Below are 26,627 nucleotides of genomic sequence, written 5' to 3'. Positions count from 1 at the left end.
CAACTTTAATTTTTTTTGCGCAAAATCCGCTTTATCCATTCGAAAAAGCCGACTTCCTCCATAACGACATATGCGGCATCTTCATTTCCGGGAACCAGAATCGCACCCAGGGAATTTACACCTTCCGGGTACGCGTTCATTTCAGCATTTTTTATGCCGCCGTCCGGCTTTTTCACCGTCAGCCAGATGTAGGTCGGGTATTGTGAAAATATATCCCTCAGGTCTTCAGAATGCAATATCTCCCTTCCGTTGACCGACAGGATAATATCTCCGGGGCTAAGACCCATTCTCTCTGCCGGGGAGCCTTTCATGACATCCAGCACCCTTTCGCCTTGCTGTGGACGTGAGAAGAGGGGCAGACGGCTTTTTTCGGTCTTCTTGCCGTATATTATGAGAAATTCATGCGCAGCAGGAGCGAAAATTGCGGCTGCAAAAGCAAAAACTCTGTATCTCGACGCCAGCACCGACAAAATCAGCAAAATGCCGCTGAATGCCAGCAGATTCAACGCCGAAGATCGGCACCGTTTTTTTGGCGTGCCGGCCAGTGCAATGTCGCCGTAACCCAGGGCAGCAACGACAGGAACCATCATAAAAATGACGTCTGGATTTTTCATAATGTCGGAAAAAGGTCGAATCAAAGGCCACCACTCGGGCATCTGTATCAGAGTCTGTTCCGGTATCTGCGCTGTTATGACTGTTAGAAGCATTATAGGTACGGGCCAGAATTCTTGAAGGGAAAAGCCGCCTATAATACCATAATTTTCACTTTTCACAAAAACTGGTGCCGCATTTATATATCCGGCAAAATATATGAGAGTGCTTTCCACAAGATGTAAAACCGCCACCAGCCCCATGAGGCCGGCCACGTCTACTCTGGGATATCCGAATATGAGAGAAAAAAGCGATACTATGCCCCCTGCATAGGAAAAGCACATAAGATGGGGATGTATCAGCATCAATATCAGTGCCAGGGGCCAGACGTAAATAAGACCCGCTTCGGTTATGCTGATGCCGAGCAATATAACCGCCAGGCTGCCCACAAGACCTCCGACACAACCATAAAAAACTGCATAAAGCACTTTTTCCTGCGGCTTTATCTTTACAGCGCCGAACATCTTCTTTTCCATCTCGGCCGTTCTTTTATATTGATTCCATACGAGAAAAATTACTATCCAGAAAAATGGATTAAGAATAGCCTGCGGCAATCCCTGCAGTATAAGATAAATAATTTTTAAAAATGGAAACATTAAAATCGCCTCTATCTTGCGGCAGTGATGGAAGCTCTGAGGACTTCCACGGCTTTTGCCAATTGATTATCTTTTTCTTTCGGAACTGAAATGGGGTTTAGCCCTTTGTTCAACTCCACCTTTACATTTGGCTGGATTCCGACACCGTCGATGCTCCTCCCGCTTGGGATATAATACCGGGCTATGGTCAATTTCAGTCCTCCTCCGTTCTCAAAGGGTTCCAGTTCCTGAACAGACCCTTTGCCGAACGTCTTCGTCCCCACGAGTATCCCGGCTTTGTAATCCTGAATGGCGCCCGCCAGTATCTCTGATGCGCTGGCACTGTTCTCGTTTATAAGCACTGCAAGCGGAATGGATATTCTATCTTCGTCTGAATAATATTCTTCCAGTTTGTTTTTATTCCGGTCCTCGGTATAGACCACAAGACCTTTGCCAAGGATTCGATCGGCTACCTTTACGGATTCATACAGGGAGCCTCCCGGATTGTTTCTGAGGTCTAGCACAAGCCCTTTTGCTCCCTCTTTTTTCAATGCGTTGAGGGCATTGTTGAATTCATCTGAAGTGTAGGAATCAAAGGATGATATTTTTATGTATCCGATATTCCCGTCTAGCATTTCATGCCATACTGTCTTCAATCTGATACTGTCCCTGACCAGTTCAAACTTCAGCGGGCCTTTTACTCCCGCTCTCTCGATATAAAGAGTCACTTTTGTGCCTTTAGGCCCCCTGAGTAGTCTTACTGCATCGTCCACACTTTTCCCCGTCATGTCGACGTCATCCACTTTTATTATTCTGTCCCGCGGACGTATGCCCGCCTTTTGAGCGGGAGTACCTTCTATAGGCGAAATGACTACGATTGCACCCGATTTTTCGTCAAAACCGAGAGATATGCCTACACCCTCAAAAGATCCGTTTACTGAAATCATAAAATTCTCGAATTCATCAGGGCCCATATAAACGGAATAGGGATCTTTCAGGGACTGAACCATCCCTCTGATTGCTCCATCCACCAGAGAATCGTCGTCAGTATCCCTCACATATTTGCTCTTGATCAATTTCATAACATCGGCGACGGGCTTCAGCTTTTCAAGGTCGCTTGATTCTCCAGCCTTTTCGGATAAAGCCGCGTCTTTATGAGTTTTATTTAAAACATAAGAGGGCACGCTTGCAGATCTAGCCCCCAGAATAAATGAAAGCAGCGATACTGCCGTACACAGCACCGCCACAAGAATAACATTTTTCCATCTTTCAGCCGGCATATGATTTCCCACCCTGTAAGGTATGCATAATGTCATACAGATATTATATCACTTATTCTTTTAAAATTCAGCATTAATAATTCATCTTCCACTTAAAATCGTGTATTTACTTATTTTAGCCAGTTCCAGGGGTCGACAGTCTGCCCGCCTTTTCGGACTCCAAAATGCAGGTGAGGGCCTGTCGACAATCCTGTGCTGCCTACCAGACCGATTTTGTCTCCCTTTTTCACTTTATCCCCGTCGTTTACCAGAATTTTTGAAAGGTGGGAATACTGAGTGGAAAGCTGACCGCCATGGTCTATGATTACCGTATTGCCATAGCCGCCATACCATCCGGTATAGATTACCACGCCGTCATCGGCGGACACTACGTCGGATCCGGTCGGAGCGGCAATATCCACGCCGTCATGAAATCTTCTGGTTTTCAATATGGGATGTATTCTCCATCCGTAATCTGAGGTTACCCTGGTAGAGCTCGGTACGGGCCATCTGAACGCTCCGGTCCCCATGTACGCTCTCTTGCTCTTGGCCTGGAGTTCCTGAATCATTTTTGAAAGGCGCGCCGCATCTTTTTGGAGCTCTTCTTCCTGCCTCTCGTACTCTCTTTCCTGCGCTTCCAGCTCCGCATAAAGTCTCTGCCTGTCGGCCTGCCTGGAAGCTATGGTAGCTTTCTGGCGGCTTATGTTCTTTTTATGTTCCGCAATCAGTCTTTTTTGTTCCTCCAGCTCGGCCTTCTTCTGTTCAACAACCTCTTTCTTTGCCCTGAAATCCGCCAGCAGATTCTTATCGGAATCGATAACCCTTTTCACCATGTCCAGCCTTGTCAGAAAATCTGCAAAGCTGGTAGATGCCATCAAAACTTCTATGTAATCCACCGGCCCGGTCATATACATGGCTTTCATACGTATGTTAAGGGTTTCCCGCTGGTCTTCCACCTGGGCCTGCGCCACTTCCAGCTGCTGCTGGGTATTGACGAGTTTTTGCTGGGTGTCTCTGAGTTTTGCTTCGGTAGCCGCCAGCTCCTTCTGTGCTTTTTCCAAATCCTTTTCGATAGCTTCCAGTTCCGATGCCACATCCTGCTTCTGGTTTGTTACGTCTTTGAGATTCTTCCGGATATTGGCTAGTTTCGCTTTAATTATATCCTGCTGTTTTTTCAAGTCCTGCAGATTTATGGCAAATGCGGGAGCTGTATTGATACAAAAGAATATCAATATAAAAAGTATCGACAGCAATCTGCATTTTTTCTTTATCAATTCTATCCTCCTTCCTCCGGCCAGCATCATCACACGTGCAGGAAGCGCCTGATGGAAAAGCTGCTTCCGAAAGCCCCTATGAACATGCCTATTGCTAGAAATCCCAGCGCATAATCATAGAATTCATTTATTGGGATAAGCGATATCATGGGTACGTTCAATTTTACGACATTGTAAAGATAACTGTATCCTCCGGCAAGGATGCCTACAGCAATAGCCGAACCGATAAAACCCAGCATCATGCCCTCTATCAGAAAAGGCCATCGTACAAACCAGTCGGTAGCTCCTATATACTTCATTATGTTTATTTCTCTGCGTCTGGCAAACACCGTCAACCTGATGGTGTTTGAAATGATAAAAACGGATACCGCCGCAAAAACGGCCATTATAGCCAGGCCGAGAAGTCTTACCCAGTATATGATATTAAATAATTTCTCTACTACTCCCTTGCCGTACTTCACTTCCTCTATCCCCTGAAGTTTCTGGATTTCTCCGGCCACGCGGGCTACATCCTGTGGGTTGTCGACTTTTATCCTGAAGGAATTGGGCAGCGGATTATCAATGCCTTCAAGCAGTTCTTTCCCCACCTGCTGTTTGAATTCTTCCAGGGCAGCCTCTTTTGATACAAACTTGATTTGTTTCACGCCGCTGATAGATGATATCTCTGTGTTCAGGCGTGCAATGCTGCCGGTATCTACAGTGTCTTCAATGTACGCCGTTATTTCCACCTGAGATTCCACATCTTTTAATATATGGTCGAAATTAACCGACAAGAGAAGAAAGGAACCGAATATAATAAGAGCCGAAGCCACCGCACCTATAGAAGCCAGACTCATCCACCTGTTCCTGGCAAAGCTGATAAAGGCCTCTCTGAAAAAATAGTTGAACGTCCTAAGCCTCATTGCTGTAAACACCTCTCTCTTCGTCCCTTACCAGCACGCCTTTATCCAGTTGCAAGACCCGTTTTCTCATACCGTCCACCAGTTCCCTGGCATGAGTGGCCACTACCACCGTTGTGCCGCGCTTATTGATGTCGTTCAACAATTTCATTATTTCCCAGGAAGTGTCCGGGTCAAGGTTTCCTGTAGGTTCATCAGCCACCAGCACATCCGGGTTATTTACCAGCGCCCGGGCCAGCGCCACCCTCTGCTGTTCTCCCCCCGAAAGTTCCGACGGCTTTGCACCGGCTTTGTCGGCCAAACCCACCCTTTCCAGAACATAAGGTACTCTTTTTTTAATTTCCCTGCTCGACGCTTCAGTTACTTCCATGGCAAAAGCCACATTTTCGTAGGCAGTCTTTTCCGGAAGCAGCCTGAAATCCTGAAACACAATACCTATACGTCTTCGAAGAAGCGGGACTTCTCTGCTCTTCATCCTGGTGATATTCTTACCGTTGAAAAAAATCTGACCCTTTGTGGGGAGCTCCTCCCGGAACAGCAACTTAATAAAAGTAGACTTGCCCGCTCCGCTGGGGCCTACTATGAATACAAACTCTCCCCTTGAAATCTTTATATTTATATCCTTCAAGGCGGCAAGACCGCCCGGATATATTTTTGTAACTCCGTACGTCTCAATCACACAAACCACTCCCCATGTACGCACCTTTTATAAAACTTCGACGTCAATCTAAAAATTCCTTCATAAAAAACAATAAAAATATGGAAAATATCAAACTTCGCCGGCTTTTTTAGTTTACCATCAAAATATCCCGTTTTTCAACTCTATCTGCTGATGTATGGTGCTTTCAGGGGGAAAAAGCTTGTTTTTCGACGGTAAAACACTTGTAATCCATAAAAATTTGTCCATATCCCATATTAAGCCAAAAAAATAGAAGGATTTACTTTTTCAGCAAATCCTTATTGATTCGACTTTGGTAAATCAGCGGAGATGAGTCAGTGAGTCAGGGGACGGTTCTCTGACTCAAAATTTGAGTCAGAGAACCGTCCCCTGACTCATCCCCTGACTCACTTTTGACTCATGTCACTTTCTGTCTTAATCGCTTCCGAACTTCCTCGGGTATCAGGTCCTCCACCCTGCCTGTCGCAAGGCAGATGTTTGTATCGGCTGCTCCATAGTAAACCAGGATTTCGTCGTCATCGTCCAGTATTTCTTTATCCAGTGCGGGTACCGCACCGCAGGTGAAAACCACATTGGGCACCCAGCATTCACCGTCTATTCCTATTTCGCATTCGGTTTCGGGCGAAAGTACAGGATTTGGAGAACGGTAGAGCAGCCTTCCCGGGTCCTTTAAATCCACCAAAATGACCCCGAGCCTGTAAACCATTTCTCTATCCACTCCGTGGTATATGAGGAGCCATCCGTATTTCGTCTTTATAGGCTGGGCGCCGGCCCCTATTTTCAGGGAGTCCCACATCATGCCCGACCTCGGCCCCATGATTATCTTGTGACCGTCTCTGGGCCAAGGAAACACCAGTTCATCGGAATAGGCGATCCATATACTGGGTTCTATACGATGATATATCACATATTTGCCTTCGATTTTTTCCGGAAACAGAAAGGCATCTTTATCCCACAGGCCGGGAAACGCAAGTCCTCTTCTCTTCCACTTATCGAAATCCCTGTTCAAGAAATCTTTCACCGGGATGGACGCTGCCGCTATCTGGGCCACCACGCCGTCATAGGCGGTATAAAGCATAAAAATTTCATTGTCTATTATAACGGCCCTTGGGTCCTCACATCCTTTTCTTTCCTGTTCCATTTCCGGGATAAAAATCGGCTTATCCAGCCTTTCGATAATATTGTAACCGTCCGATATTGCAAGACCTATCCTTGAAACGCCGTCCTGTCCAAATGCCCTGTACAGCAGGTAAACCTTATCTTTTATCCTCAAAGCGGCGGTATTGAGCACATATTTATTTTCCCACCAGTGTTCCTTGATGGGATCAAGCATGGGATTTTTGTCGAATCTTCTCAGTGCCCGGGCTTTGGGCCAATTTTCCAGTTCCTGAATCACAATTTCCTCTTTGGGGGGCTTTACACCCAGAAGCACCACTGTCAGATCGCTGCTCTCGCGTCCCTGACTTACCAGTTGAAACACCTGTTCCAGGATTTCTCCGGGATCGTATCCCATTTCTTTATAAATTTCTTCCAATAAATCATGATTGAACCAGTCCCTCTCAATGTGCAAAAACAGCGGTGTAGGAATGCCTTCGCCGCCTTTGAAACTGTAACTGGCCCAGGTCCACGCGGAACAGGGGAAGAACGTACCGTCTCCCAGCACCAGGCTGAGGCCGTACCCTTCGGCCATTGCCGCTACTCTGGCCGAATCTTCCATTTTGTTTTCATCCGCCAATTTTGCGGCCAGTTTTTTTAACCTAGCCGCAAACTGTCGTTGATGCCAGTTTTCGAATATATGATGAGCGGAAAAAGTGGCTTTGCCGTAATGCCCCAGGATGGAATTGACGAATTTCCTTCCCACTTCTTTTCTTTCCCTGGCGTAGGTCTTCCATATATCAGAAAAATGTTCCGCCTCCACTATACTCTTTGCAACTCTTGTAAAATATCGGAGTTTTGGATAATCGCCGCCCATCCCCTTGCCCAGATTCATTATGGCTATTCGGGCAGTGAGACGGTTGAGATCCGATATCTCCCGAAGCTCGTTCAATACCGGGAACTTATTTCTGCTCACCACCATAGGAGAAAGCTCAACTTCTTCAAAACTGTCGGGCCGCAGATTGTCCTGCAGCCAGTAGAAGATGCGGTCAAAATAATCTTTATCCTCGGTAAATTGGGCCAGAGTCAGTATGTCCCGGACATCTACATTATCCAGAAGCTGACGCATATTTCTGAAACCCAATCTTATTATAAGATTTCTTGGAGGATATTCGTATAAAAGCTTTCTAAGCACTTCCCACTTCACAGCGGTGATTTTTTTGTGTGGGAAAATTTCGAAAAGCCCCCTGACCATGTTCATTGTGCCCTCTTCGGTGTAAAGGTTGCCGGGGCATAAACTATCTATGGTATTTTCGAGCTGCGCCATGAAACCGGCATAGTTTCTGAATATCTCCTCCGATGGAGCGCCGCTGTCTATGCCGAGCATATGCATGAATTCTCCAAATGAGATTTCATATTTCTTTTGTAATTTTTTAAATATCTCACCGGTGTGAATCTCCCTTTTATCTGCGCCGATGAGTTTTTTGGGAAGGACTATTGGGACACCTGGAATAAATTCAAGGTAGTCCAGTGGTGTCAGTAACGGTTGTGTTTCCTGGACTTTTTTTCCCCATTTTTCAATAAAATCATGCTTGAGTTCAAGAAAGGCGTTCCTTTGTTCTTTATATATATCCCGCATCCTGGAAAATATTATTGGATCAGCATCTATTCCGCCCATCGCCAATACTTTCTTAAGATCCGTCATTTTTTTCAAAATCCCGGCAATCACGCCATCATAAACCGCCAGCATGGATTCCAGCGTATCTTTTTTTTCCGAATCCTTTTGAAAACCGTAGCTTATTAGAAACTCATACACCATTTTAGCCCAGGCAATGGGCGATATATAAATGCTTTCAAAGGAGTCTTCCAGCAAGTTTTCCAGAACATTAATTGATTCATCGCTTAAAAGCGCGCGCAAAAAATTCTGATAATGATAATAACCTTCTCTAAAAGAATTCACAAAATCTAAATAATTACACATGATTTCATGTGGAAGCTCTCTGCTTTCCTCTCCTATCATATGGGGAGTTTCGACAACGATCGTACGGTTTGACCAGATATCATCATCCCTTTTTATACATTCGAATAGTGTGCCGGCCATCTGCTTGAAGACAAAATTTTTCTTGCCGAAATCAGCCGGAGAAAGCTTGGCGCCGAGATTCACTTCACAAATCTTTTTCTTCCACCTCAAGGCAGTTGTAACGAGCCATGGATCAAAACCGTATCCGCCGGCCAGATCCCTGAACTGGTCAAACTCCACGCAAAGATCTTCCACTAGGTCATGGGATATTGAATAAACGCCGCTTAAGGGATCTGAAAATTTTACATTGTATAGAGCGGCAAGCAACGGGGAAACTAGCAAAGCCCCCGTTGTATCTTCAAATGGGTGTCGCCGAAAGGACGCGACAGCCATGTCATACTCATTAAATATGGGTTTTGTGAGTCTGTCGATCCATTCAGGCTTGATTCCCTGATTGTCTCGGCTTTCTAGATCCGCTTCCAGAAGCGTTACATCTGCTTCGTAAAAGCGCGCCAGTTCAAATATGGCTCTGATGCTCCATCCTCTACCATTCATTCCCCGCGGCATTACGAAAGCGGCAAGAGGTGCGTTTACAAATTCTTTTTTGAGTATGTCAGGTATACGGGCCCCCTGGGGGTCACCAGCACATACCACTAGCTTGCGGCTGGAACCGTTCTTGAGGCTGTCCAGAGCCGTTTCTACTACTTTAAGCAGCGTTTTCTCTTCATTATAAAAAGGAATGCCGATTATAATATCCACCTCATTGATTTGCTCCACCTGATTTTTGGCCTGGTTTACGGTTTTAATAAAGAGGTCTTCCAGGTTAATATTTTCGTTTTTTTTCACCAGATCCACTCCTTAAACCGCAGGGATTAATTTTTGCCGTTTTTTCTCCATTACATCTTTAATGATCTGATGGGCCATGAGGAAGGATACAACCGCTTCAGCTCCCTGGTTCAGGTTCACACCGTCAGGAACCAGCGCGTCATGGCATCCCTGAGTGTCTTTATTATAAAGAGGTATGCCGTTGATGTTTTTTCCCCAGTACCAGTCATATGCGGTCTTAGCTTTATACATATATTCCGATTCACCGGTAACGGTAAAAGCCTCAAGGCATGCCAGCACTACCGAAGCCGCATCCACCGGTTGTTGATCGAAAGGCGGAATAAAGCTTTGCTTATGCCACCATCCCCGGTTTCCCACAATGTTCAGGTAACCTTTTTGAAAAAGAGAGTCTGTCAGGAAGTTGAGCGTGTCTCTGGCAACCTTCAGCGCCCTGGCGTCGCCGCTCACTCTGTAAAAACCGAAAAGAGCATGCGGGATTACCGCATTACAATATGTCAATTTATCTTCAAACCACAGCCAATCGGGGCTTCGATTCATTTCGTACAGGTTTATCAGTTTATATGCCATACGTTTTGCATGAGGCATAAGCCATATACACCCGCCGCAGTTTATCAGGTTTGCCACCCCCAGCAGCGCATAGGATACGGCCCTTGGAGAATTGAATTGGAAAGCCCTGGGAAGAGCCTTTTTCAACATATTTTTTGCCATTTTCTCAGTCTCTGATATGCCGCAATCCAGTGCGAAGCTCGCTGCGAGAATCCCCCTGCCCATACTGTCTTCGGAATTTATGACAGGCAAAAATTTTCCGTCAAGCTTTAAATTCTGCCATATGCCCCTGGAATCCTGTGCTTCGTCCAGGAAACGGATGTATATGTTTATGAGCCTTTCCTTTTCCTCCGTTTCCATATCCATAGCCACCAGCAGCGCCCTAGCGTTGTCATCCACGGTATATCCGCTTTCTTTTTTCGGCTTTGATTTGTCTGCAAACTGTATTATGCCGGTGGAATCGGTCATGTTCAAAAAATGTCGGTACATCTAGTACACCTTCCTCTCGGCATTTACTTGAAGAATTCCCTGCATAATACGAACATAACTTTTTGCCACTTCGGGCCATAACATGGTCCTGCCGAGTTTCATAGTCCTTTTTTCAAGTTGCGCTTTCAATTGCGGATTTGAAAGGATTCTGTCAATCAAAGCCGCCAGCTCTTCAGGATTCGTTTCCGACGCTACGAGGCCTCTTCCGTCCGCCAGGATCTCCAGAGAATAATCATACGGCGTCGATACAATGGCTCTTCCGCATCCGACGGCGAACGAGAGGGTACCGCTTACAGCCTGATTTCGGTGGGGATAAGGCGTCAGGTATACGTCGGTCATATACAGTATCTCACCCAGTTCCTCCAAGCTGATATATCTGTTGATAAATTTAATATTGTCTTTTACGTTCACTTTTTCTATTAAGTCCAGCAGGGAATCACGGTAAGTCTCTCCCATCTTTTTCTTCAAATTGGGATGAGTCTCTCCCGCCACAAGATATATTATGTCTGGATATTTTTCTTTTAAAAGTGATATGGCCTTTATCCCCAGTTCTATTCCCTTTCCGGGACCTATAAACCCAAAGGTCGTAACCAGAGGCCTTCCGGCAATATTGTAAGACTTCTTCAGCACTTCCCGGGGTCTTTCCTTGAACATTGGCACCCCGTGTGGAACTACATATATCTTCTCGAGAGGAATCCGGTACACTCTGTTTAAAAGCTCGGAAGACCTGCGGGTCATACAAATGACCGCCAGAGCCTTTTTCCCCAGCTTTGCCAGAATGCCCCTCTGGCGGAATCCCGGATGAGGCAAAACGGTATGAGTATTCAATATAAAAGGTTTGTTCAGATTGGAGGCAAACTCAAGAACAAAACCTCCGTCCCGCCCTCCGAAAATGCCGTACTCATGTTCTATGAAAACCGCATCAACTTCAGCCGAGTTTAAAAACTCCGCCGCAATATGGTAGTCATCTTTTTTGTCTTCCCTCAGTTCAAATACTACCTCCGGCGGATAATTATACGAAGAATTTTTATCGGTAATAGCAAGAATGGATACATTTTGCCCCCAGATGGCGAGATTGTTTTTTAGATCTCTTGCAAATGATGCAATACCGCATTCTCTTGGAGGGTAAGTGGATAATATGGCTAGATTCATAAGCATATCCCCTCTCTATTATTTATTATATATTTTTGTTTTGCATGTCCAATGTCATATTAATATTATTTTATATTAAGCCCTGTATTATCCAAACGGGATATTATCAATTAGCCGTTATCTGATATTTCTTTATTAATGATAATTTTATCATCAATTTTAAGCCTGTTCAAACATAACAAAAAAGTGTAATTAAAAGAAAACCGTCCTGAGATTTTTTCAGGACGATTTTTTTATAAATAATGGTTATTATTAGTTTTATATTTAAAATATTTCTCTTATTTCACATCTCCTTTTATACAATTCTCCGACAAAATCTGCAATATCCACCACAAAGCATCCCCTCCGCGGCCATTCTATTTTTACATCGGGCCTGATGAGCGGAATCTCCAGCGTCGCGCTTTCAGAAAAAAGTTTTAAATAAAGACACTGTATCAGTTCTCCGGGGTCCAGCCAGATATTGGTTTCTATCCAGAGCTTTATGTCATCTTCGCCGTCTATGAATAAAATATCCAGCGGAACTGCCGCATCCGCCTCAAAAATGCCAGCAAGATCCCGGTAATCGTAGGACCTTTCCCTTCCTGCAGCCGCCAGCCTTTTATCCCCCGTGACCGTGCCGGAAAATTTATATGTGTCATTTGATACGCTCTCTTCCAATATCCTCCCGTTAAAAAGAACCTTCATACTCACTTCGTACCCAGGATTTATTGACACCGCTGTTTGAGTATAAAGTTCAATCCCCACTTGCATAAAAATCACTCCCGTTAATAAGTTAATAATATGATAAATATTCAACCGTTCATATTAGTATATTCGGCAGGCCGCACAGTGGTTACTTTTCATATGACCCGGATATAGATTAAAACTTGACATATGTTAACTTCAGCAGGAATATATGGAGAATGCATAGAATATAAATTATAATGATTATCTAATTTCTACCCTGAAAATAGATTTTCATTTATCTGAGAGTGTCACGAAGTGGCATGGGCGTCTAACTACACTTTTCATATTATCAAAGGGGAGGGAAAATCCTTGAAAAACATAGGCGAATTCAAACAGGAAATCATTAAAATAAACAACCAGGTAAATGAAGAAATGTACGGCAGAGGCCTGGACTGGCAAAAAATAGAAATCATCGGAGACAAGATAATAATACTTGCTTTGAACCGCAGGATATCGGTATTGAAGCACATCGACGGAAAAGACTCCCTCACCGCCAGGCTTATGGATCTTGCGCTGCTCAATGAATTTAAAGTTCGATTCAAGACTTGTTTCGAAGAAGTTTTTGGATTAAAAGTCAGAAGTGTGCTGAAAGATTACGATCCCGTCAATCAACTGGCCGGCACAATCGTCATAACCGTTGAACCCGTGGAGGAATTCCTTGCAAGAGAAAATTCATAATAAATAAAAATTAAATACTACTCTTGACAAACTCATCATAAGTCTGTATATTAATTATAAAATAAAACTACAAAATATTATACTGGACTGGATAAGAAAGATCCGAGAGGATAGTTCGAGGCCGTCAAATAAATACTTTTAAAGGGAACTGTTTTATCATTTTCCTTTGGGAATGATGGTGAAATTTTCCCATGTTGAAGTATTTATTTGGCGGCCTCGTTTTATGTCCAGAAGGAGGACAAGATGAAGGTAAAAGATCTTGTAAATGTGCTCAATAAAATAACAGGAGGGAGGGTAGTATGCGAAGCAAAAGACATTTTTTCGGGTAAAAATCCTTTTGTGGTGATGAAATCGTCCAACATCCCTGGCAAATCGGTGGTCGAAATCCCAGGCCTGGTTTTCGGCAATCCTGACGCAGAAATTCATAAAATAGCCGTCACCATGACGCTCACTGAGGGGAATATAGAACTGGCCGGAGCGACCGGAGTGGATGTCATTGTCGCCCACCACCCCATTGCGGATGCCACCAATTCAGGCGGCGTCACATTGAATCATTATCTAAGCCTGTATAATATTTCGGTTTTTGAGCTTCACGAGGCTTTTCACGGGCTGCATCCCGGTATTGCTTACATTCACGGCCACAGGGCCTTCCGGGTGGATATAAGGTATGGAGGAATCCCAGGCAATATCATGTATGTGGGCAAAGCCCTGGATGACGTCAGAACTCTCGGAGACATACTTTGCCGCTTAAACCGAATGATGGACATGGATAAAGAGTTGAAGATAACAGATGTGGAAAAATCCCTCATGGACTGCGGAGATATCAAAGATTCAGCCACGGCTGTGGGAGGCGAAATTTATCTTGGAACTCCCGCAAGTCCAGTGAACACCATTCTTCATATCTTCCCGCACACGGGTTTTACCGCTGAGCACCTGGAAAAGGCGAAGAATGAACATCCCGAAATAGACACAGTGCTGGCCACCATCAGCCGGGTGAAAAAGGACAGTGAGCTGGTGAAAAGGGCAGATGAACTGAAGCTCAATTTCATCTGCGGCAATTCCCACGCTCTGGAAATTTTCGAAAACGGCCTGCCCCTGGCCTATGCCCTGAGGCACTATCTTCCTGAAGATGTGGAGATAGTGATATTCCGGGAGAGGATAACTTCAACCCCTCTTGAAAAATTCGGGTCAAAGGATATTCAGGAATATGCAAAGTATATTACCGAGAATTACTTGATAGAAAAATGAAAAATAAATTTTCCCATAATATAATAAAATAATCAAAAGGAGGTTTTTCAATGGCTGTCAAAGAAAAAGAAATTGCGCAAACCGGGCGCAAGGTTGAGACAATCGAGTATGTCGGTCTCACTCTGTTATTTCTTTCACTGGCAATTCTCTTTGTAAAACCTTCTCTCATCGGTGGCATTTTCGACGCCATGATGGGAAGGGTCGTCCCAATAGTGGTAAAAGTATACCTTACCGGAACCCTGGGCAGCGCCATAATACTTTCTGTCATGACGGGACGCATTCTGGAGCGCCTTGGTTTTACCGATGCGCTGGTGCGCGTCTTCACGCCTGTGGCTAAATGGCTGAAAATAACTCCGCTGGTGATAGTTCCCGCTATATACAATATTCTGGGCGATATCAACGCTTCCGGCAGAATAACTGCTCCTTCGCTGAAAAAAGCTCAGGCCACAAAAGACGAGCAGAAAATAGCAATAGCCACCATGTGCCAGGGTAATCAATCCTTTTCCACCTTCATGCTTGGTCTTCTGGCCTTTACCAAAGGCGGGATATGGGCTTTCCCCATCGTGGTTGTAGGGCTTTTCCTGCCGGTTATTCTGGTGCCGCTGATCCTCAGCAAGACCATTTACCGGAATGTAAAATACAAAGATATCAACGAGATGCCGCGATTTACACCCAATACCCCAGCAATTCCCACCATTTTCAACGGTGCTCGGGAAGGGGCTGAGCTCCTATTCCTGCTCCTGATACCGGCGGCTGCAGTGGTGTTTGCCCTCATAGGCGCCCTGGATTTTATAGGGGTATGGAAACCAATCGAATCGGGCATTACGGCATTTCTTTCGGCACTTTCAATTGACCCTGCGACAGGCATACAGTCGGTGCTGGTGTCCCCTACCCTAGCCATGAACACACTGGTTGAAACCATTGGCAAGGTTCCGGTGCGTTTTGCCATCGGTTCGTTCATCATTGCGGCATCAGGATTCCCGTTGCAGATACCCCTCGCCCAGATACCGGCCGTATGGGCTCAGAATTCGGATCTTTCCGCAGGTGAAGCCATGCAGGCTTCCATAGTGGGTATGATAATCAGAATAATATCAGCCTTCGCTCTGGCATGGATACTGACACCTCTGGTAGTAAGATAGTCAAGACATAAAAGGCCATAGAATTTAAGCTATGGCCTTTTTTCTTACCGCCAAATTCTATTTCTCAGCCTTCAATTCCTTTGCCGCCTTTGCTATGTCATCCGCCGTGAGATGGTACAGCTTCAAAAGTTCATCCGGATTTCCCGACTGCCCGAACTCATCGGCTATGCCTATCCTCTTCATTGGTGTAGGCTTTGTTTCTGCCAGCACTTCGGCCACGGCGCTGCCCAGGCCTCCAATGATGTTGTGTTCTTCTGCTGTGACTATCGCGCCGCATTCTGCCGCTTTTATTATCATTTCTTTATCGATAGGCTTTATTGTAGAGATGTTCACCACCATGGCTTCGATTCCATCTTTAGCCAGTATTTCCGCAGCCTTCAGGGCTTCTCCCACCATTACTCCCGTTGCAATTATGGCCACGTCTTTCCCTTCTCTCAGGATAACTCCTTTCCCTATTTCAAACCTGTATTTATTATCAAATATAGTCTCCACCGGATGACGGCCGAATCTCAGATACACCGGGCCTTTATGCAGGGCTGCGGCTCTCACGGCCTGTTTTGCTTCTTCTGCGTCAGCAGGATTTATGACAGTCATATGGGGGATGGCCCTCATAACGGCCATATCCTCCACCGACTGATGCGTGGCTCCGTCTTCTCCCACGGTGATGCCTGCATGGGTGGCGGCTATTTTAACATTCAAATTGGGATAACAGATGGAGTTTCTTATCTGTTCAAAGGCTCTGCCGGCGGCAAAGATCGCAAATGTGCTTGCAAACGGTATCTTCCCGCAGGTGGCAAGCCCCGCTGCGGTACCCATTAAATTTTGTTCCGCTATGCCCATGTTGAAAAATCTTTCAGGGAATTTTTTGGCAAAAACGCTGGTTTTGGTAGATTTTGAAAGGTCCGCATCCAGGACCACTATATCCTTTATTTCTTCGCCAAGTTCTGCCAGAGCCTGGCCGTAAGCCTCGCGGGTTGCGATTTTTGGCATTTTCATCACTCCTAAATCAGTTTTTTGAAATCTGATATGAATTACAGAACTTTAAGTGCTTCTTCTGCCTGCTCCTTTGACGGAGCTTTACCGTGCCAATCCACTACGTTTTCCATGAAAGGCACGCCTTTTCCTTTGACGGTCTTCGCTACTATGACGGTAGGTCGCTCCTTGGTGTTTTTTGCTTCTTCCACTGCATTTAAAATCTCCCTGAAGTCATGGCCATCGATATTTATTACGTGCCATCCGAACGCCCTGAATTTGTCTTGAATCTTTTCCGGCGACATGACCTGAGTGATGGGGCCGTCTATCTGCAGGCCGTTGTGGTCCACAAACGCCGTAAGATTGTCCAACTTGTAGTGAGCCGAGGCCATGGCTGCTTCCCAAACCTGGCCTTCCTCGGTTTCCCCGTCTCCCAAAAGCACATAAACTCTGTAGCTTTTTTTATCTAGTTTCCCCGCCAGAGCCATGCCATTGGCGGCGGAAAGCCCCTGACCGAGAGAACCTGTGGTCATGTCGAGACCCGGAGTGCCTTTCATGTCGGGATGACCCTGGAGCATCGCTCCGGTTTTCCGGAGTTTCATGAGTTCCTCTTTGGGAAAATAACCTTTTTCAGCCAGTACAGCATAAAGAGCGGGAGCTGCATGCCCTTTTGAAAGTACAAAGCGGTCTCTTTCCGACCATGTGGGTCGTTTTGGGTCCACGTTGAGGACATTAAAATACAGAGCTGTCAGAATATCGGAACAGGAGAGGGACCCGCCCGGGTGTCCTGAGCCCGCTTCCGCCGTCATCTCGATAATATGCCGCCGCACGGTGCGGGCTATTGAAGTTAATTCGTCGATTCTTTCTTGAGTTAAACTCATGCTATCACTCCTCTTTTTTGTTTAAATTACTTTTTAAGGTTTGTTAAAGCTGAATCCTTCACCCAAAACCTCGTGCACGTCATGGACAATTACGAAAGCTTTGGGGTCAATTTCATGGACTATATTTTTCAAGCGGGAAAGTTCCATGCGGGTAACCACACACATGAGCACATTTTTATTTTCTCCCGTATACGCCCCCTTTGCTCCAAGAAAAGTCACCCCCCGTTCCATTTCATCTAATATTTTCCGGGAAATATTCTCGGCTTCATTGGAGATTATGTATACGGCTTTGGCGAAATTCACGCCTTCCTGTATGACATCAATCACTTTACTGCTGACAAACAACGCTATCCAGGAATACATTGCCAGTTCCCAGTTGAAGGATACGCCGTCGAGGCCTATCACAAAAAAATCTACAAAGAGGATGCCTTGCCCTATGCTTACTGCCGGGATGAAGCGGTTTATAAGCATGGCCGCCAGATCCGAACCCCCGGTGGAACCTCTTGCCCTGAAAACTATACCCAGACCCACACCCAGAATGAGACCGCCGTATACCGTGGAAAGCAACAAGTCATGGGTGGGTACAGGGAAATTTTTCGTAGCTTCCGTAAAAACCGAGAACAGCAGGGCTCCCACCAGAGTCTTTGCACCGAATCCCCCGCCCAAAAAAATTACCCCTGCCACAAAAAGCGGGATATTCAAAGCCAGCATAGTCCATCCTACCGGCAACCCAAAAAGATAGTGCAGCACCGTGGCAAGACCGCTCACACCGCCCGCCGCTACTTTATTGGGAACAAGGAACATTGTAAGCCCCGCCGCGCCTATAAAAGACCCTACGGCTATCTGTAAATATTCCAGCAAAATTGACTTGACTTTCACATATATCACCACTTCTGCCGGCTGCATTTTTGCCCGTTTAAATCAAGATATCCTCTATGGCCATACTCTCATTTTATTATTTTATATAAAAAAATACAAGCGTTCATATCGTTTGTCATAATAAAATACATCGACCTTATTTACTCTAATGCCTGTATTTTGACAGTATCGCCTCTATTAGAAAAAGAGGGAGCACAATCATTCTTCTCATTCTCGCGGGTTGGGTTACAAGGCGGTAAAGCCATTCAAGACCCGCTTTCTGCATGAAAACCGGTGCCCGCCGGACCCTGCCCGCCAGCACATCCAGACTGCCTCCAACTCCCATAGCTATACTGCATTGAAGCCTGCCCCGGTTTTTCAACATGAAAAATTCCTGCTTTGGGGCGCCCATGGCCACCAGGAGAATATCGGCTCCGGAACTGTTTATTTTCTCCACAATCGCTTTTTCTTCATTATCATCAAAATATCCATGATGAGTGCCGGCTATTGCGATGCCAGGGAATTTAAGCTTTATATTGGTTGCGGCTTCCTCCGCCACTTTTGGCCTTCCTCCCAGTAGAAAAACCGATAAATTGCGCTGGGCAGCAATATCAAGAATCCTCTCCATCAAATCATAACCCGCAGTCCTGCCGTAAAGAGGCTTCCCAATTATCCGGGATGCCAGAACAACCCCGATGCCGTCTGGAAACCGAATATCTGCGCTATTAACTGCCCTCCGCAATTTTTCATTGGTTTGTGCAGCCATAATAATCTCCGCATTGGGAGTTACTATGACTTTTAAACTGTCCGATTCTAGGAAGTTTTCAATTTTTTTTAGCGCCCCTTCATAATCCACCTTATCCAGAACTATCCCCATAATATTTACTTTATCTTCGGTGTACGAAGTCATACGTGTCCCTCCAGCAAATCCAGCGCAAGTATTGCGTTTTTAAAGGCCTTCTCTCTGAGTTCTTCTTTTATATTCAACAGGAAGTTTCGCCTTTCTTCTTTCTGCTTCAGGGTCTCCTCCAGCAGGTGGCAGAGCTTTATAAGGTCAAGTTCACCGGGTCTTCCGGCGGATGGCTGGTTTACCCTAGCCAGAAAATGTTCGACTTTCGGGTCATATATCAAGCCCACCAGGGGTACTCCCATCATGGCTCCGAATATCAATGCATGTAGCCTCATGCCAAAAATGAGATCCATTTTACCGCTGAGCCATAAGAGTTCCCTGGGGTCCATGGGTTTTTCCAGTATGTCTGCCTTGCTTTTCATTAGTTTCATGACTTCAAGGGATTCATTATAATCCTTTGGAAACTGCATGGGCAGAAACACGATATCGGCATTGACGGTTTTTGCCAGATAGTCGCAGGCCCCGGCTATAATCTCGCGGCTTTTGCCAAGATTCCACGGCCGCAGAGAAATCCCCACTTTAATTCGGGAGTCATCCAGAAAAATTTTGTTCTCATTCAGGATTGAAAAACCCTCTTCATCCTTTACAGGTTCAAGGACAAAAGCCGGATCAGCCGTCACCACCAGCGGAGGATTTTTTACTCCCAGATTCTCCAGTTCCTTTTTTGAGTGCTCATCCCTCACGGTAATAAGGTCCACGGTGTTTCCCACCAATCTTATCAAGCGTTTGTTTATGTCGCGAAAGACCGGCCCGACACCATTGGCATAGAACATGACCTTTTTACCCATCTTTTTTGCCATGTAAACTATGAAAAGATAGTAAGGGATAGACCTGGAACTGGTAACGTCCTGAAGAAGACCTCCCCCTCCGCTTATTACAAGGTCCGCCCCGGCAATTTCTTTTAAAATATGCAATGGGCTGGTCCTTTTTACCGAGAATATGCCGTGGAGTTTTGTGGTTATATCGGGATCGGCGGAGAGTGCGGTAATCTGTATATTACTATTCAATTTTTTCAAGGATTCCACAATAGCTGCAAGGATAGCCTCATCGCCGGTATTTCCAAACCCGTAATACCCGGAGACCAGCACTTTATGCATTGTATCCTTTTCTCCTTTTTTCATATAGATAAAATCCTCCCAGCGCTGCGGACCCGAGAACGGCTCCCAGAACCATTCCCTCCAGCGACCTGATCACGGATACCAGGGCGGCTATGTGGAAATGACTGAAGGTGTTCATCATTGAAACTTCCCCCAGCAGTGCCGCCATATAAAGCCATCCGGCCCACCTGTCGTATCCCATGGAGCCCAATCCTCCGGCCGCCATCAGAGCCGGAAACCCCAGAAGGAATTCCTTTGTGCGGGGTCTCACCCAGAGCGTGTTTTCCAGCCATATCCGGAAAGAAAGTTCCCATTTCGGTATGGGAATTACCGAGTAATTTCCGGTACGGTTTATAAGTACAAACAGCACTGCTCCGAATAACGATAGTATAATAATGCTTCCGATAGACAGAATTGGCTTTCTCAGGGATATACCGCCGTAGTTGTCCTTTAAATAAAGCAGTAAAATGATTCCATATGAAAATATATATAACGCTTTGATACCGCGGAATTTTTCCAGGCCCAGAAGCGCACCGGTCCCGCCAAATATCCCCCACAGTATCATAGTACCCATTAAAGTGACGGCGGAAGCCCGAATATAACTATATACAGCCATGCGCCATGTGCGCTTGAAATCCTCGGCTGCCGGAGATTTTTCCCTCTTCATTTCCGCATATATGCCCAGCACTGGGAAACTGACCGCTGCAAGCAACCCCGCGGTATCTCTAAATAGAGGGAAGTTCAGGATTGCAACCCCATTTAACATCGCCAGCACCAAAAGAATTATTTTTGCGGCCGGGCCGTCTTTTACACCGGCAATTTTCATCAGTCTCCACAGAGCCCATAATATCCCGAGGGCCGAGAAAATGGAAAAAAGTTTGTTTGTGTAGAAAGGTTTAAAACTCTCGACCCTGTCGGGTGAAACGGCCGGCTTGAAGCCCTGGGAAACCATCATATCCCTGATCTGGTCTATGTGCTCCTTATCGTATGCCAGCATATCTTTCTGCCCCGACAGGAAAAGGTGCAAGTACAACAGTCTGTCGTTCCTGTCTCTTACCGCCAGGAGGTACTCATCCATCCATTTGTGCGGCGGTCGATTGTACACTCTTACGGCCAGATAATTTATTTCTTCTATGAGCTCTTTGAGCCGCCCTGAGTCCTGGAATTCGTCAAATCCCAGCTTTATACGCCCAGCCGCCAGGTAATTTTTCAAGATACGGGAACTTTCAGGGTTAGCCGGAGCTTCATTTGCTTGGGGAATTAAAACCGAAATGTTTCTTTCGGCAAGCTCGCCAATTATAGCGTTCATTTCTACGGGAGTTTTTTGTCTCAAATCCTTCGGCATTACCGCCGTATTCAAACCCAGGGATTCAGCCAGATCGAGAAATTTATCGTCAAATCCCATTCCCATTACCGAAAAGCCCCCCAGCCCTTTCACTTCCTGAACTATATACAGGCTGTTTTCGGCATAGGATTTAACTTCATAGCCCCGGGCTTCCATGAAGGATATCATTCTTTTAAAAATATCCGCATCCCTGGTAAATACATAATAGCTTCTTGGGTTAAAGTCTTTTCTTGAAACGAACTCCTGAAGTAATCGGGAATCCACGCCCAGAAACCTCTTATGGTCAAGGACCTGCCATCCGTTCAATATCAATATCCTGCCGCTTTCCTGCAGGTCCTTCACAGTGGTTTCTTCCACCGCAAGAGTCGTAAGACCTGAAGCTTTCAGTTCCTTCAACACGTCTTCCGGGCTTTTATTCACCGCTGCCGCCAGCATGGAAACCTCCCTTGCCGGCACAGAAATCTCCACTGCTTTTTCTTTCCCCTCCGCAGAAATTTTTAAAGCCAGTAGACCTGCTGATATTAAAACAGATATTGTCAACAAAACAGCCAGCGTTCTTTCTACTGTTTTCATTAATTATTCTCCTGTCTTTTGGAGTATTTTATCATATATCTCCAATGTCTTTTCAGCCATAGTCCGAGCCGAAAATTTTTTAAAGACGGTGAACCTTGCGGCCTGGCTTAAAGAAATAGCCGTTTGCCTTGACGACAATATATTGATTATGGCTTCTGCCAGGAATTTTTCATCTTTCGGCGGCACCAGAAGGCCATTTACGCCGTTTTTTATCACTTCCGGAATCCCCCCGGCTTCCGTAGCAACCACCGGTTTCTCAAGAGCCATGGCCTCTAGCAGCGCAAGGCCCATGCCTTCGCTTACCGAAGGAAGAACAAAGACGTCGAAGTCGGCAACCAGACTCTCAACATTCTCTTGATAACCCAGGAAAACCACGTTATCCGTTATGTTCAACTCGTCTGTCACTTCTTTTAATTTCCATTTCAGCGGTCCATCTCCAACGATGACCATGCGCGCCTCCGGAAATTTATTCAGCACTCGGGCCATAGCCTTTATGGCGAATTCATGACCTTTTTCGGGCACAAGCCTTGCAACTGTGCCGATTATCGGTCCTCCGGTAATGCCGAATTCCCTCTTCAGCCGTGGTTCAATCCTGTTGAACTTCGACAGGTTTATCCCGTTGTACACTATTTTAATCATATCCGCCGGGACACCGGTTTCGATAAGGCTTATCTTTACCGCCCTGGAGATGGCTATAATGCAGTCTGTAAAAACCCTGGAAATAATACTCGTAACGATCCGGTGAAAAAAATCCTTTTTCCCGGCGCCAAGGCCGTGGCGGGTTAGCACCACTTTGCGCCCCGACAACCTGCCGGCTATACGCCCGGCAAAGCTGGCGTGAGTGTGGACAATATCGATTTTTTCCGCGAGAATAATATCTCTGATTTCCTTAATATGTTCCAGTTTCATTGAGCTTTCTCCGCCGGAAATCGTAAAAACTCTAATACCTGTTTTCCGGAGCTGTTTTTCCAACTCTCCACCTTTCGGACAGGCCGCCACAACTTCATAGCGCCCGAAGTCCCATGCAGAAAGAAGATTTAAGAAATATCGCCCGGCGCCACCTATATTTGTATCGGTAAGGACATGAAGAACTTTTTTCATGCCATTTCTCCCTTGTTCAAAACTTTTTCTGCTCCCCGACTTGACAGTGCAGACATCATGCCGAAAAACAGCCAGAATGCCAACACTATTCTGGGGCTGAACCATACATAGTCGAACAGGCCGTGTAAAAGGTGGCCGCTGAGAGCCCCTATCACTCCCGCCAGTATGAAAGAACTCCATGTGTCTTTCTTGATGCTGTTCATCGCTTTTGACAGGCCTGCGGTTATCATCCACAGAAATACCAGAAGCCCCACAATTCCCATCTCAATCCCCATTTCCAGGTAAAGGTTGTGGGCGTGAAGCGCGGGAGTCCCTGCTATCATGTAATCCCTGTAAACTCTGGAAAACGCCGAAAGGCCAAGGCCTACGCCGGTAATCCAGTAATCTTTTATCATCCTGAGGGCCGCTATCCAGATGGTCACCCGAAAGGCATTGGAACTGTCCTCCAGGCTTCCTATGCTGGCCACGCGGTTTATTACCACGGAAGGCATGAAAAGCGGAGAGATGAGAGAAATCAAAATCAGCAATATCAACAGCCTCGGCTCCTTCAACGCGGCAAACACCACCAGTGCTAAAACAAGCCCCAGCCAAGCTCCCCGCGAAAATGTAAGAACCAGGCAGATTGTAATTATTCCGGTTATTATTGAAAAAATAAACTTTCGGCTGAAACTTTTGCCAGCTAGCAGCATCCCCAAAGCCAGCGGAAGCACAAGCATAAGGTACTCCGCCAGGACGTTCGGATTTTCCAGAGTGGCATAAACCCTGGTGGCAAGCTCCGGAAACTGTTTTACATCCACCCATGCTATGGCTGTGGGAACCTTGACGAAAAAATACTGGTAAATTCCATAGACTGAAAGCAAAAGTGCCGACATAATCTGAAAAAAAAGCGTTGTCTTCAATATCACTCTGTCTTTAAATAAAATGGCGGACGAATAAAACACCATGAAATACGCCGCATAGAGCGGCAGGGTTTTCAAGCTTTCGGCCCTCATGACGGAAAATGTCGCCGCCAGCGCTGCCACGGCTATAAACATGAGAGCGGGAATTGAAGCTGCAGGTATATCCACATCGAATCTATCGCAGTTCAGCAAAAGGCTTGCAAAGACCAGGCCTATCACCGCCACACTGTACGTGGTATCGGTGAACGGAAGTATGAAGGCTGCCGTATAAAGCCCCCACCATGGCTTAATATATATGAACACGGGCAAGAATATGAACCCCAGAAGCTTCACGAAAGTAGTCGCCGGCAAGAAATAATAAAATAAACCCACTATAATTCCAACCGCGGCAAGCAGCAATCGGGCAGTTATATTAAAAGCATCATTTCGCTTCTGAACCCCGGTTTCAAAAATTACTTCACTCTTTTCGTCTATCATAATGCATGCGGCTTTCATTAAAGTGCTTCCGGACAAAAGTGTCTCAAGGGGCAAATTCAAAAAAGCCATTGCAAACGATACGACCATCAATGCGAGCCTAAAAGCCAGAGCTTTCAACGTAAAGCTGGAAAAAATGGCTTTGAGCGCCGTTGAAGAAAAGGCGGCTGGAAACAGAATATATCCCAAAACTACCAGAGGCCTTTCTATAAAAAGGCTTTCTACTCTCAATATGGCCTGGTATAACAGGCTGCCTCTTATCATACGGTTTATATGATTTATCACTTTTTTGAACAGGGGCTCCGTCATTGACACGGCCCCTATAAACCGGCTGCCGCAGACGGCGGATTTCTCCCAGTCGCTGTCAACGTACAGAAGACGAAGAAAGCTTCCGCGCATTGCAGCCGACAGATATTTTAAAACCAGGGCGATAAAATTGCAGAAAAAGCTTCCCTCATATATCTCAGGCTTCGTAGTCGCTGCTATTATTCTCATGATTAAGCTTTCTTTAGCCCACCGGTCTATCATTTCCACGGATAAAAACTCCCCGTCAAATTAAATTCTTCAATCGAGCACCTTTATACCCATGACAGTGGTGAGCACCGCATAGATATTCGTCTTGACGCTTAACTGCGTACCTATGCGGACTTCGCTATTGCCCACCACAACGGCATTTTCTCCTGCAGTCCCGGTACCTACCAGAGTGACATATACATCCTTCAGCACCGGATTCGGATAATTTACCACCCGCCCGTCAGCGGTATTTACCAGAGTGTCGGCGGGCTTCACTTCAACCTTTGTCACCTTTCCCAGAACAAGATTTGTCTTTGTTTCCCTAACGATATCCCCTTCTTTTATCACCCCGGACGTAGCTTCCCTTACATCCTTTACAAGTAGTGTTATCTCTATATTTTTTGTCTGGACCCCGGCAGGTTTAATCTGAGATTTGATCGCATATCTGCCCACCACGCCCACTATAAGTAAAATTACAAGCAAATCGATTATATTGATAATCCCAAAAACCCTGCCCTTGCCGTCAATCAATCTCATGCTTTTTCCTCCTCTAAAACCTGAAGGTACACTTCCATTATTTTGTCGGTCATTGCTTCGATAGAAAAATACCTGCTTACCGCCTGTCTTCCAAACTCGCCCAGCTTGCGGCACTCTTCGGCATCCGCCAGAAGCCGCTTTATCGCCTCCGCCAGCGCGGGAGCCTCGGTTTTCCGGTCGGAGCCCCTGCCGCTGAAATTGTGCTCCCTGGCCTGTTCAAAATTCTCAGGCGTCAATATCCCCGCAAACCCTGCTTCACCGGCTATAATAACCGGCTTTTCCATGGCCATGGCTTCCAGCGCCACCCTTCCTACTCCGACCGCAACATTTGCTAGATTCATCAGATGCGGCGTGTCCAGCCTGGCTCCAGTAAGAATTACTTTTTTATCCCCCATCCTGTCGTTGAATCTTTCTGCCATGGCTTTGATAGCTTCGTACCTGTCCCCTTCGCCAACCACTATCAGTTTTACCGAAGAAAATTCCTTTTGAACTTGAGGAAGGGCTTCGATAAGTCTGAGGGCTATCTCTCCCCTGGCTCCCATGAGCCTGCTGACGTATACGATTCTATAATCTTCGGGTCCGATTCCCATATCCCGTGCCACAATGGTAGAATCCACCCCGGGATTGAACTTTTCCAAATCTATTCCGTTCGGTATAACAGAGATTTTACCGGCGTCCACTCTGAAGTTCTTAATAAGATGTTTTTTTACATCTTCGCTTACGGCAATGATTCTTCGCCCCCAAACGGTGAGAAAACCCATACCCCAGCTAGTGGAGTATATACCGTGAGAAGTGGTAATGTACGGACAGCCGGTATAATATGTAACCCATTGGGACACCCATGCCGGTATTCGGGCATGGGCGTGAATTATGTCCACTCCGTATTTCTTTACAATACCGGAAAGACCCATGGCGGAATAAATCAGACTTGAAGGCGATTTGCTGTCCAGGGGCAGGGTAAAATGTCTGATGCCGCTCTTTTCAAGCTCTGTGGTTAACTTTCCCCCGTGAGACGCAATTATCACACGCACTCCACGTTTTTTCAGTTGTTGAGCCAGAGAAACGGCATGAGTTTCAGCTCCGCCGGCATCAAGGGCCATCAAGGCCAGCAGTACCGTAAGCCTCTCCATTAAAAAAGCCTCTCTCTCGAGAAAATTTGCTAGAAAAAGTATATCATCATAACGTATGAAA

At 45.9% G+C, this 26,627-nt stretch carries 22 protein-coding genes; 3 read left to right on the top strand and 19 right to left on the bottom strand.

Features of this window, described 5'->3' with window-relative positions; genetic code table 11:
* Positions 1–5: 5 nt before the first annotated feature.
* The 9 genes from AC6I1H_RS15455 to AC6I1H_RS15415 all read right to left on the bottom strand — a co-directional run bounded on the left by AC6I1H_RS15455 (position 6) and on the right by AC6I1H_RS15415 (position 12,235).
* Positions 6–1,247 (bottom strand): PDZ domain-containing protein, encoded by a 1,242-nt coding sequence (locus AC6I1H_RS15455; RefSeq protein WP_497738413.1) that lies wholly within the window; start codon positions 1,245–1,247, stop codon positions 6–8.
* A gap of 11 nt (positions 1,248–1,258) precedes the next feature.
* Positions 1,259–2,506, bottom strand: a complete 1,248-nt coding sequence (locus AC6I1H_RS15450; RefSeq protein ID WP_497738412.1) for a S41 family peptidase — start codon at positions 2,504–2,506, stop codon at positions 1,259–1,261.
* 110 nt (positions 2,507–2,616) lie between these two features.
* A complete protein-coding gene (locus tag AC6I1H_RS15445; protein ID WP_497738411.1) occupies positions 2,617–3,759 on the bottom strand; it encodes a murein hydrolase activator EnvC family protein in 1,143 nt (380 codons plus the stop codon).
* A 29-nt stretch (positions 3,760–3,788) separates the two neighbouring features.
* Complete coding sequence (gene ftsX / locus AC6I1H_RS15440; protein ID WP_497738410.1) at positions 3,789–4,661, bottom strand: permease-like cell division protein FtsX; 873 nt, start codon at positions 4,659–4,661, stop codon at positions 3,789–3,791.
* A complete protein-coding gene (gene ftsE, locus AC6I1H_RS15435; protein WP_497738409.1) occupies positions 4,651–5,337 on the bottom strand; it encodes a cell division ATP-binding protein FtsE in 687 nt (228 codons plus the stop codon). Before ftsE ends, ftsX begins: the two co-directional genes overlap by 11 nt.
* Positions 5,338–5,734: 397 nt before the next feature.
* Positions 5,735–9,298: a glycoside hydrolase family 130 protein gene (locus AC6I1H_RS15430; RefSeq protein WP_497738408.1), complete on the bottom strand. Its 3,564-nt coding sequence runs from the start codon at positions 9,296–9,298 to the stop codon at positions 5,735–5,737.
* A gap of 12 nt (positions 9,299–9,310) precedes the next feature.
* Complete coding sequence (locus tag AC6I1H_RS15425) at positions 9,311–10,333, bottom strand: hypothetical protein (RefSeq protein WP_497738407.1); 1,023 nt, start codon at positions 10,331–10,333, stop codon at positions 9,311–9,313.
* On the bottom strand, positions 10,334–11,485 hold the full coding sequence (locus AC6I1H_RS15420) for a glycosyltransferase family 4 protein (RefSeq protein WP_497738406.1): 1,152 nt from the start codon (positions 11,483–11,485) through the stop codon (positions 10,334–10,336).
* A gap of 264 nt (positions 11,486–11,749) precedes the next feature.
* Positions 11,750–12,235 carry a hypothetical protein gene (locus AC6I1H_RS15415; RefSeq protein WP_497738405.1) on the bottom strand — a complete coding sequence of 162 codons (486 nt, stop codon included), beginning with the start codon at positions 12,233–12,235 and terminating at the stop codon, positions 11,750–11,752.
* Positions 12,236–12,520: 285 nt separating this feature from the next.
* On the opposite strand from AC6I1H_RS15415, the gene AC6I1H_RS15410 reads away from it, so the two are divergent.
* The 3 genes from AC6I1H_RS15410 to AC6I1H_RS15400 all read left to right on the top strand — a co-directional run bounded on the left by AC6I1H_RS15410 (position 12,521) and on the right by AC6I1H_RS15400 (position 15,276).
* Positions 12,521–12,889, top strand: a complete 369-nt coding sequence (locus AC6I1H_RS15410; RefSeq protein ID WP_497738404.1) for a DUF2294 domain-containing protein — start codon at positions 12,521–12,523, stop codon at positions 12,887–12,889.
* Between the two features lie 243 nt (positions 12,890–13,132).
* A complete protein-coding gene (locus tag AC6I1H_RS15405; protein ID WP_497738403.1) occupies positions 13,133–14,137 on the top strand; it encodes a Nif3-like dinuclear metal center hexameric protein in 1,005 nt (334 codons plus the stop codon).
* A 50-nt stretch (positions 14,138–14,187) separates the two neighbouring features.
* Positions 14,188–15,276: a hypothetical protein gene (locus tag AC6I1H_RS15400; RefSeq protein WP_497738402.1), complete on the top strand. Its 1,089-nt coding sequence runs from the start codon at positions 14,188–14,190 to the stop codon at positions 15,274–15,276.
* Positions 15,277–15,333: 57 nt separating this feature from the next.
* Here AC6I1H_RS15400 and AC6I1H_RS15395 read toward each other — a convergent pair whose 3' ends face one another.
* From AC6I1H_RS15395 to AC6I1H_RS15350, 10 genes are all read right to left on the bottom strand, one after another.
* Positions 15,334–16,266, bottom strand: coding sequence for a transketolase family protein (locus AC6I1H_RS15395; RefSeq protein ID WP_497738401.1), 933 nt, complete (start codon positions 16,264–16,266; stop codon positions 15,334–15,336).
* 41 nt (positions 16,267–16,307) lie between these two features.
* Positions 16,308–17,129 carry a transketolase gene (locus AC6I1H_RS15390; RefSeq protein ID WP_497738400.1) on the bottom strand — a complete coding sequence of 274 codons (822 nt, stop codon included), beginning with the start codon at positions 17,127–17,129 and terminating at the stop codon, positions 16,308–16,310.
* Positions 17,130–17,162: 33 nt separating this feature from the next.
* The gene (locus AC6I1H_RS15385; protein ID WP_497738399.1) at positions 17,163–18,035 is read right to left on the bottom strand and encodes a YitT family protein; all 873 of its coding nucleotides are present in this window, start codon (positions 18,033–18,035) and stop codon (positions 17,163–17,165) included.
* A 118-nt stretch (positions 18,036–18,153) separates the two neighbouring features.
* Entirely contained in the window at positions 18,154–18,897 is a 744-nt protein-coding gene (locus AC6I1H_RS15380) for a WecB/TagA/CpsF family glycosyltransferase (RefSeq protein WP_497738398.1), read from the bottom strand.
* Complete coding sequence (gene csaB, locus AC6I1H_RS15375; RefSeq protein ID WP_497738397.1) at positions 18,894–20,018, bottom strand: polysaccharide pyruvyl transferase CsaB; 1,125 nt, start codon at positions 20,016–20,018, stop codon at positions 18,894–18,896. The genes AC6I1H_RS15380 and csaB overlap by 4 nt, the downstream gene beginning before the upstream one ends.
* Entirely contained in the window at positions 19,987–21,912 is a 1,926-nt protein-coding gene (locus tag AC6I1H_RS15370) for a DUF5693 family protein (protein ID WP_497738396.1), read from the bottom strand. The genes csaB and AC6I1H_RS15370 overlap by 32 nt, the downstream gene beginning before the upstream one ends.
* A gap of 3 nt (positions 21,913–21,915) precedes the next feature.
* The gene (locus tag AC6I1H_RS15365) at positions 21,916–23,013 is read right to left on the bottom strand and encodes a glycosyltransferase family 4 protein (protein WP_497738395.1); all 1,098 of its coding nucleotides are present in this window, start codon (positions 23,011–23,013) and stop codon (positions 21,916–21,918) included.
* Positions 23,010–24,914, bottom strand: a complete 1,905-nt coding sequence (locus AC6I1H_RS15360) for an O-antigen ligase family protein (protein WP_497740826.1) — start codon at positions 24,912–24,914, stop codon at positions 23,010–23,012. The genes AC6I1H_RS15365 and AC6I1H_RS15360 overlap by 4 nt, the downstream gene beginning before the upstream one ends.
* A 36-nt stretch (positions 24,915–24,950) precedes the next feature.
* Positions 24,951–25,436, bottom strand: a complete 486-nt coding sequence (locus AC6I1H_RS15355) for a DUF4330 domain-containing protein (RefSeq protein WP_497738394.1) — start codon at positions 25,434–25,436, stop codon at positions 24,951–24,953.
* Positions 25,433–26,566 carry a glycosyltransferase family 4 protein gene (locus AC6I1H_RS15350; protein ID WP_497738393.1) on the bottom strand — a complete coding sequence of 378 codons (1,134 nt, stop codon included), beginning with the start codon at positions 26,564–26,566 and terminating at the stop codon, positions 25,433–25,435. Before AC6I1H_RS15350 ends, AC6I1H_RS15355 begins: the two co-directional genes overlap by 4 nt.
* Positions 26,567–26,627 lie beyond the last annotated feature (61 nt).

This window comes from Biomaibacter sp. TOL (genome assembly GCF_059717795.1).
This window is presented reverse-complemented; position numbering and strand designations above follow the sequence as displayed.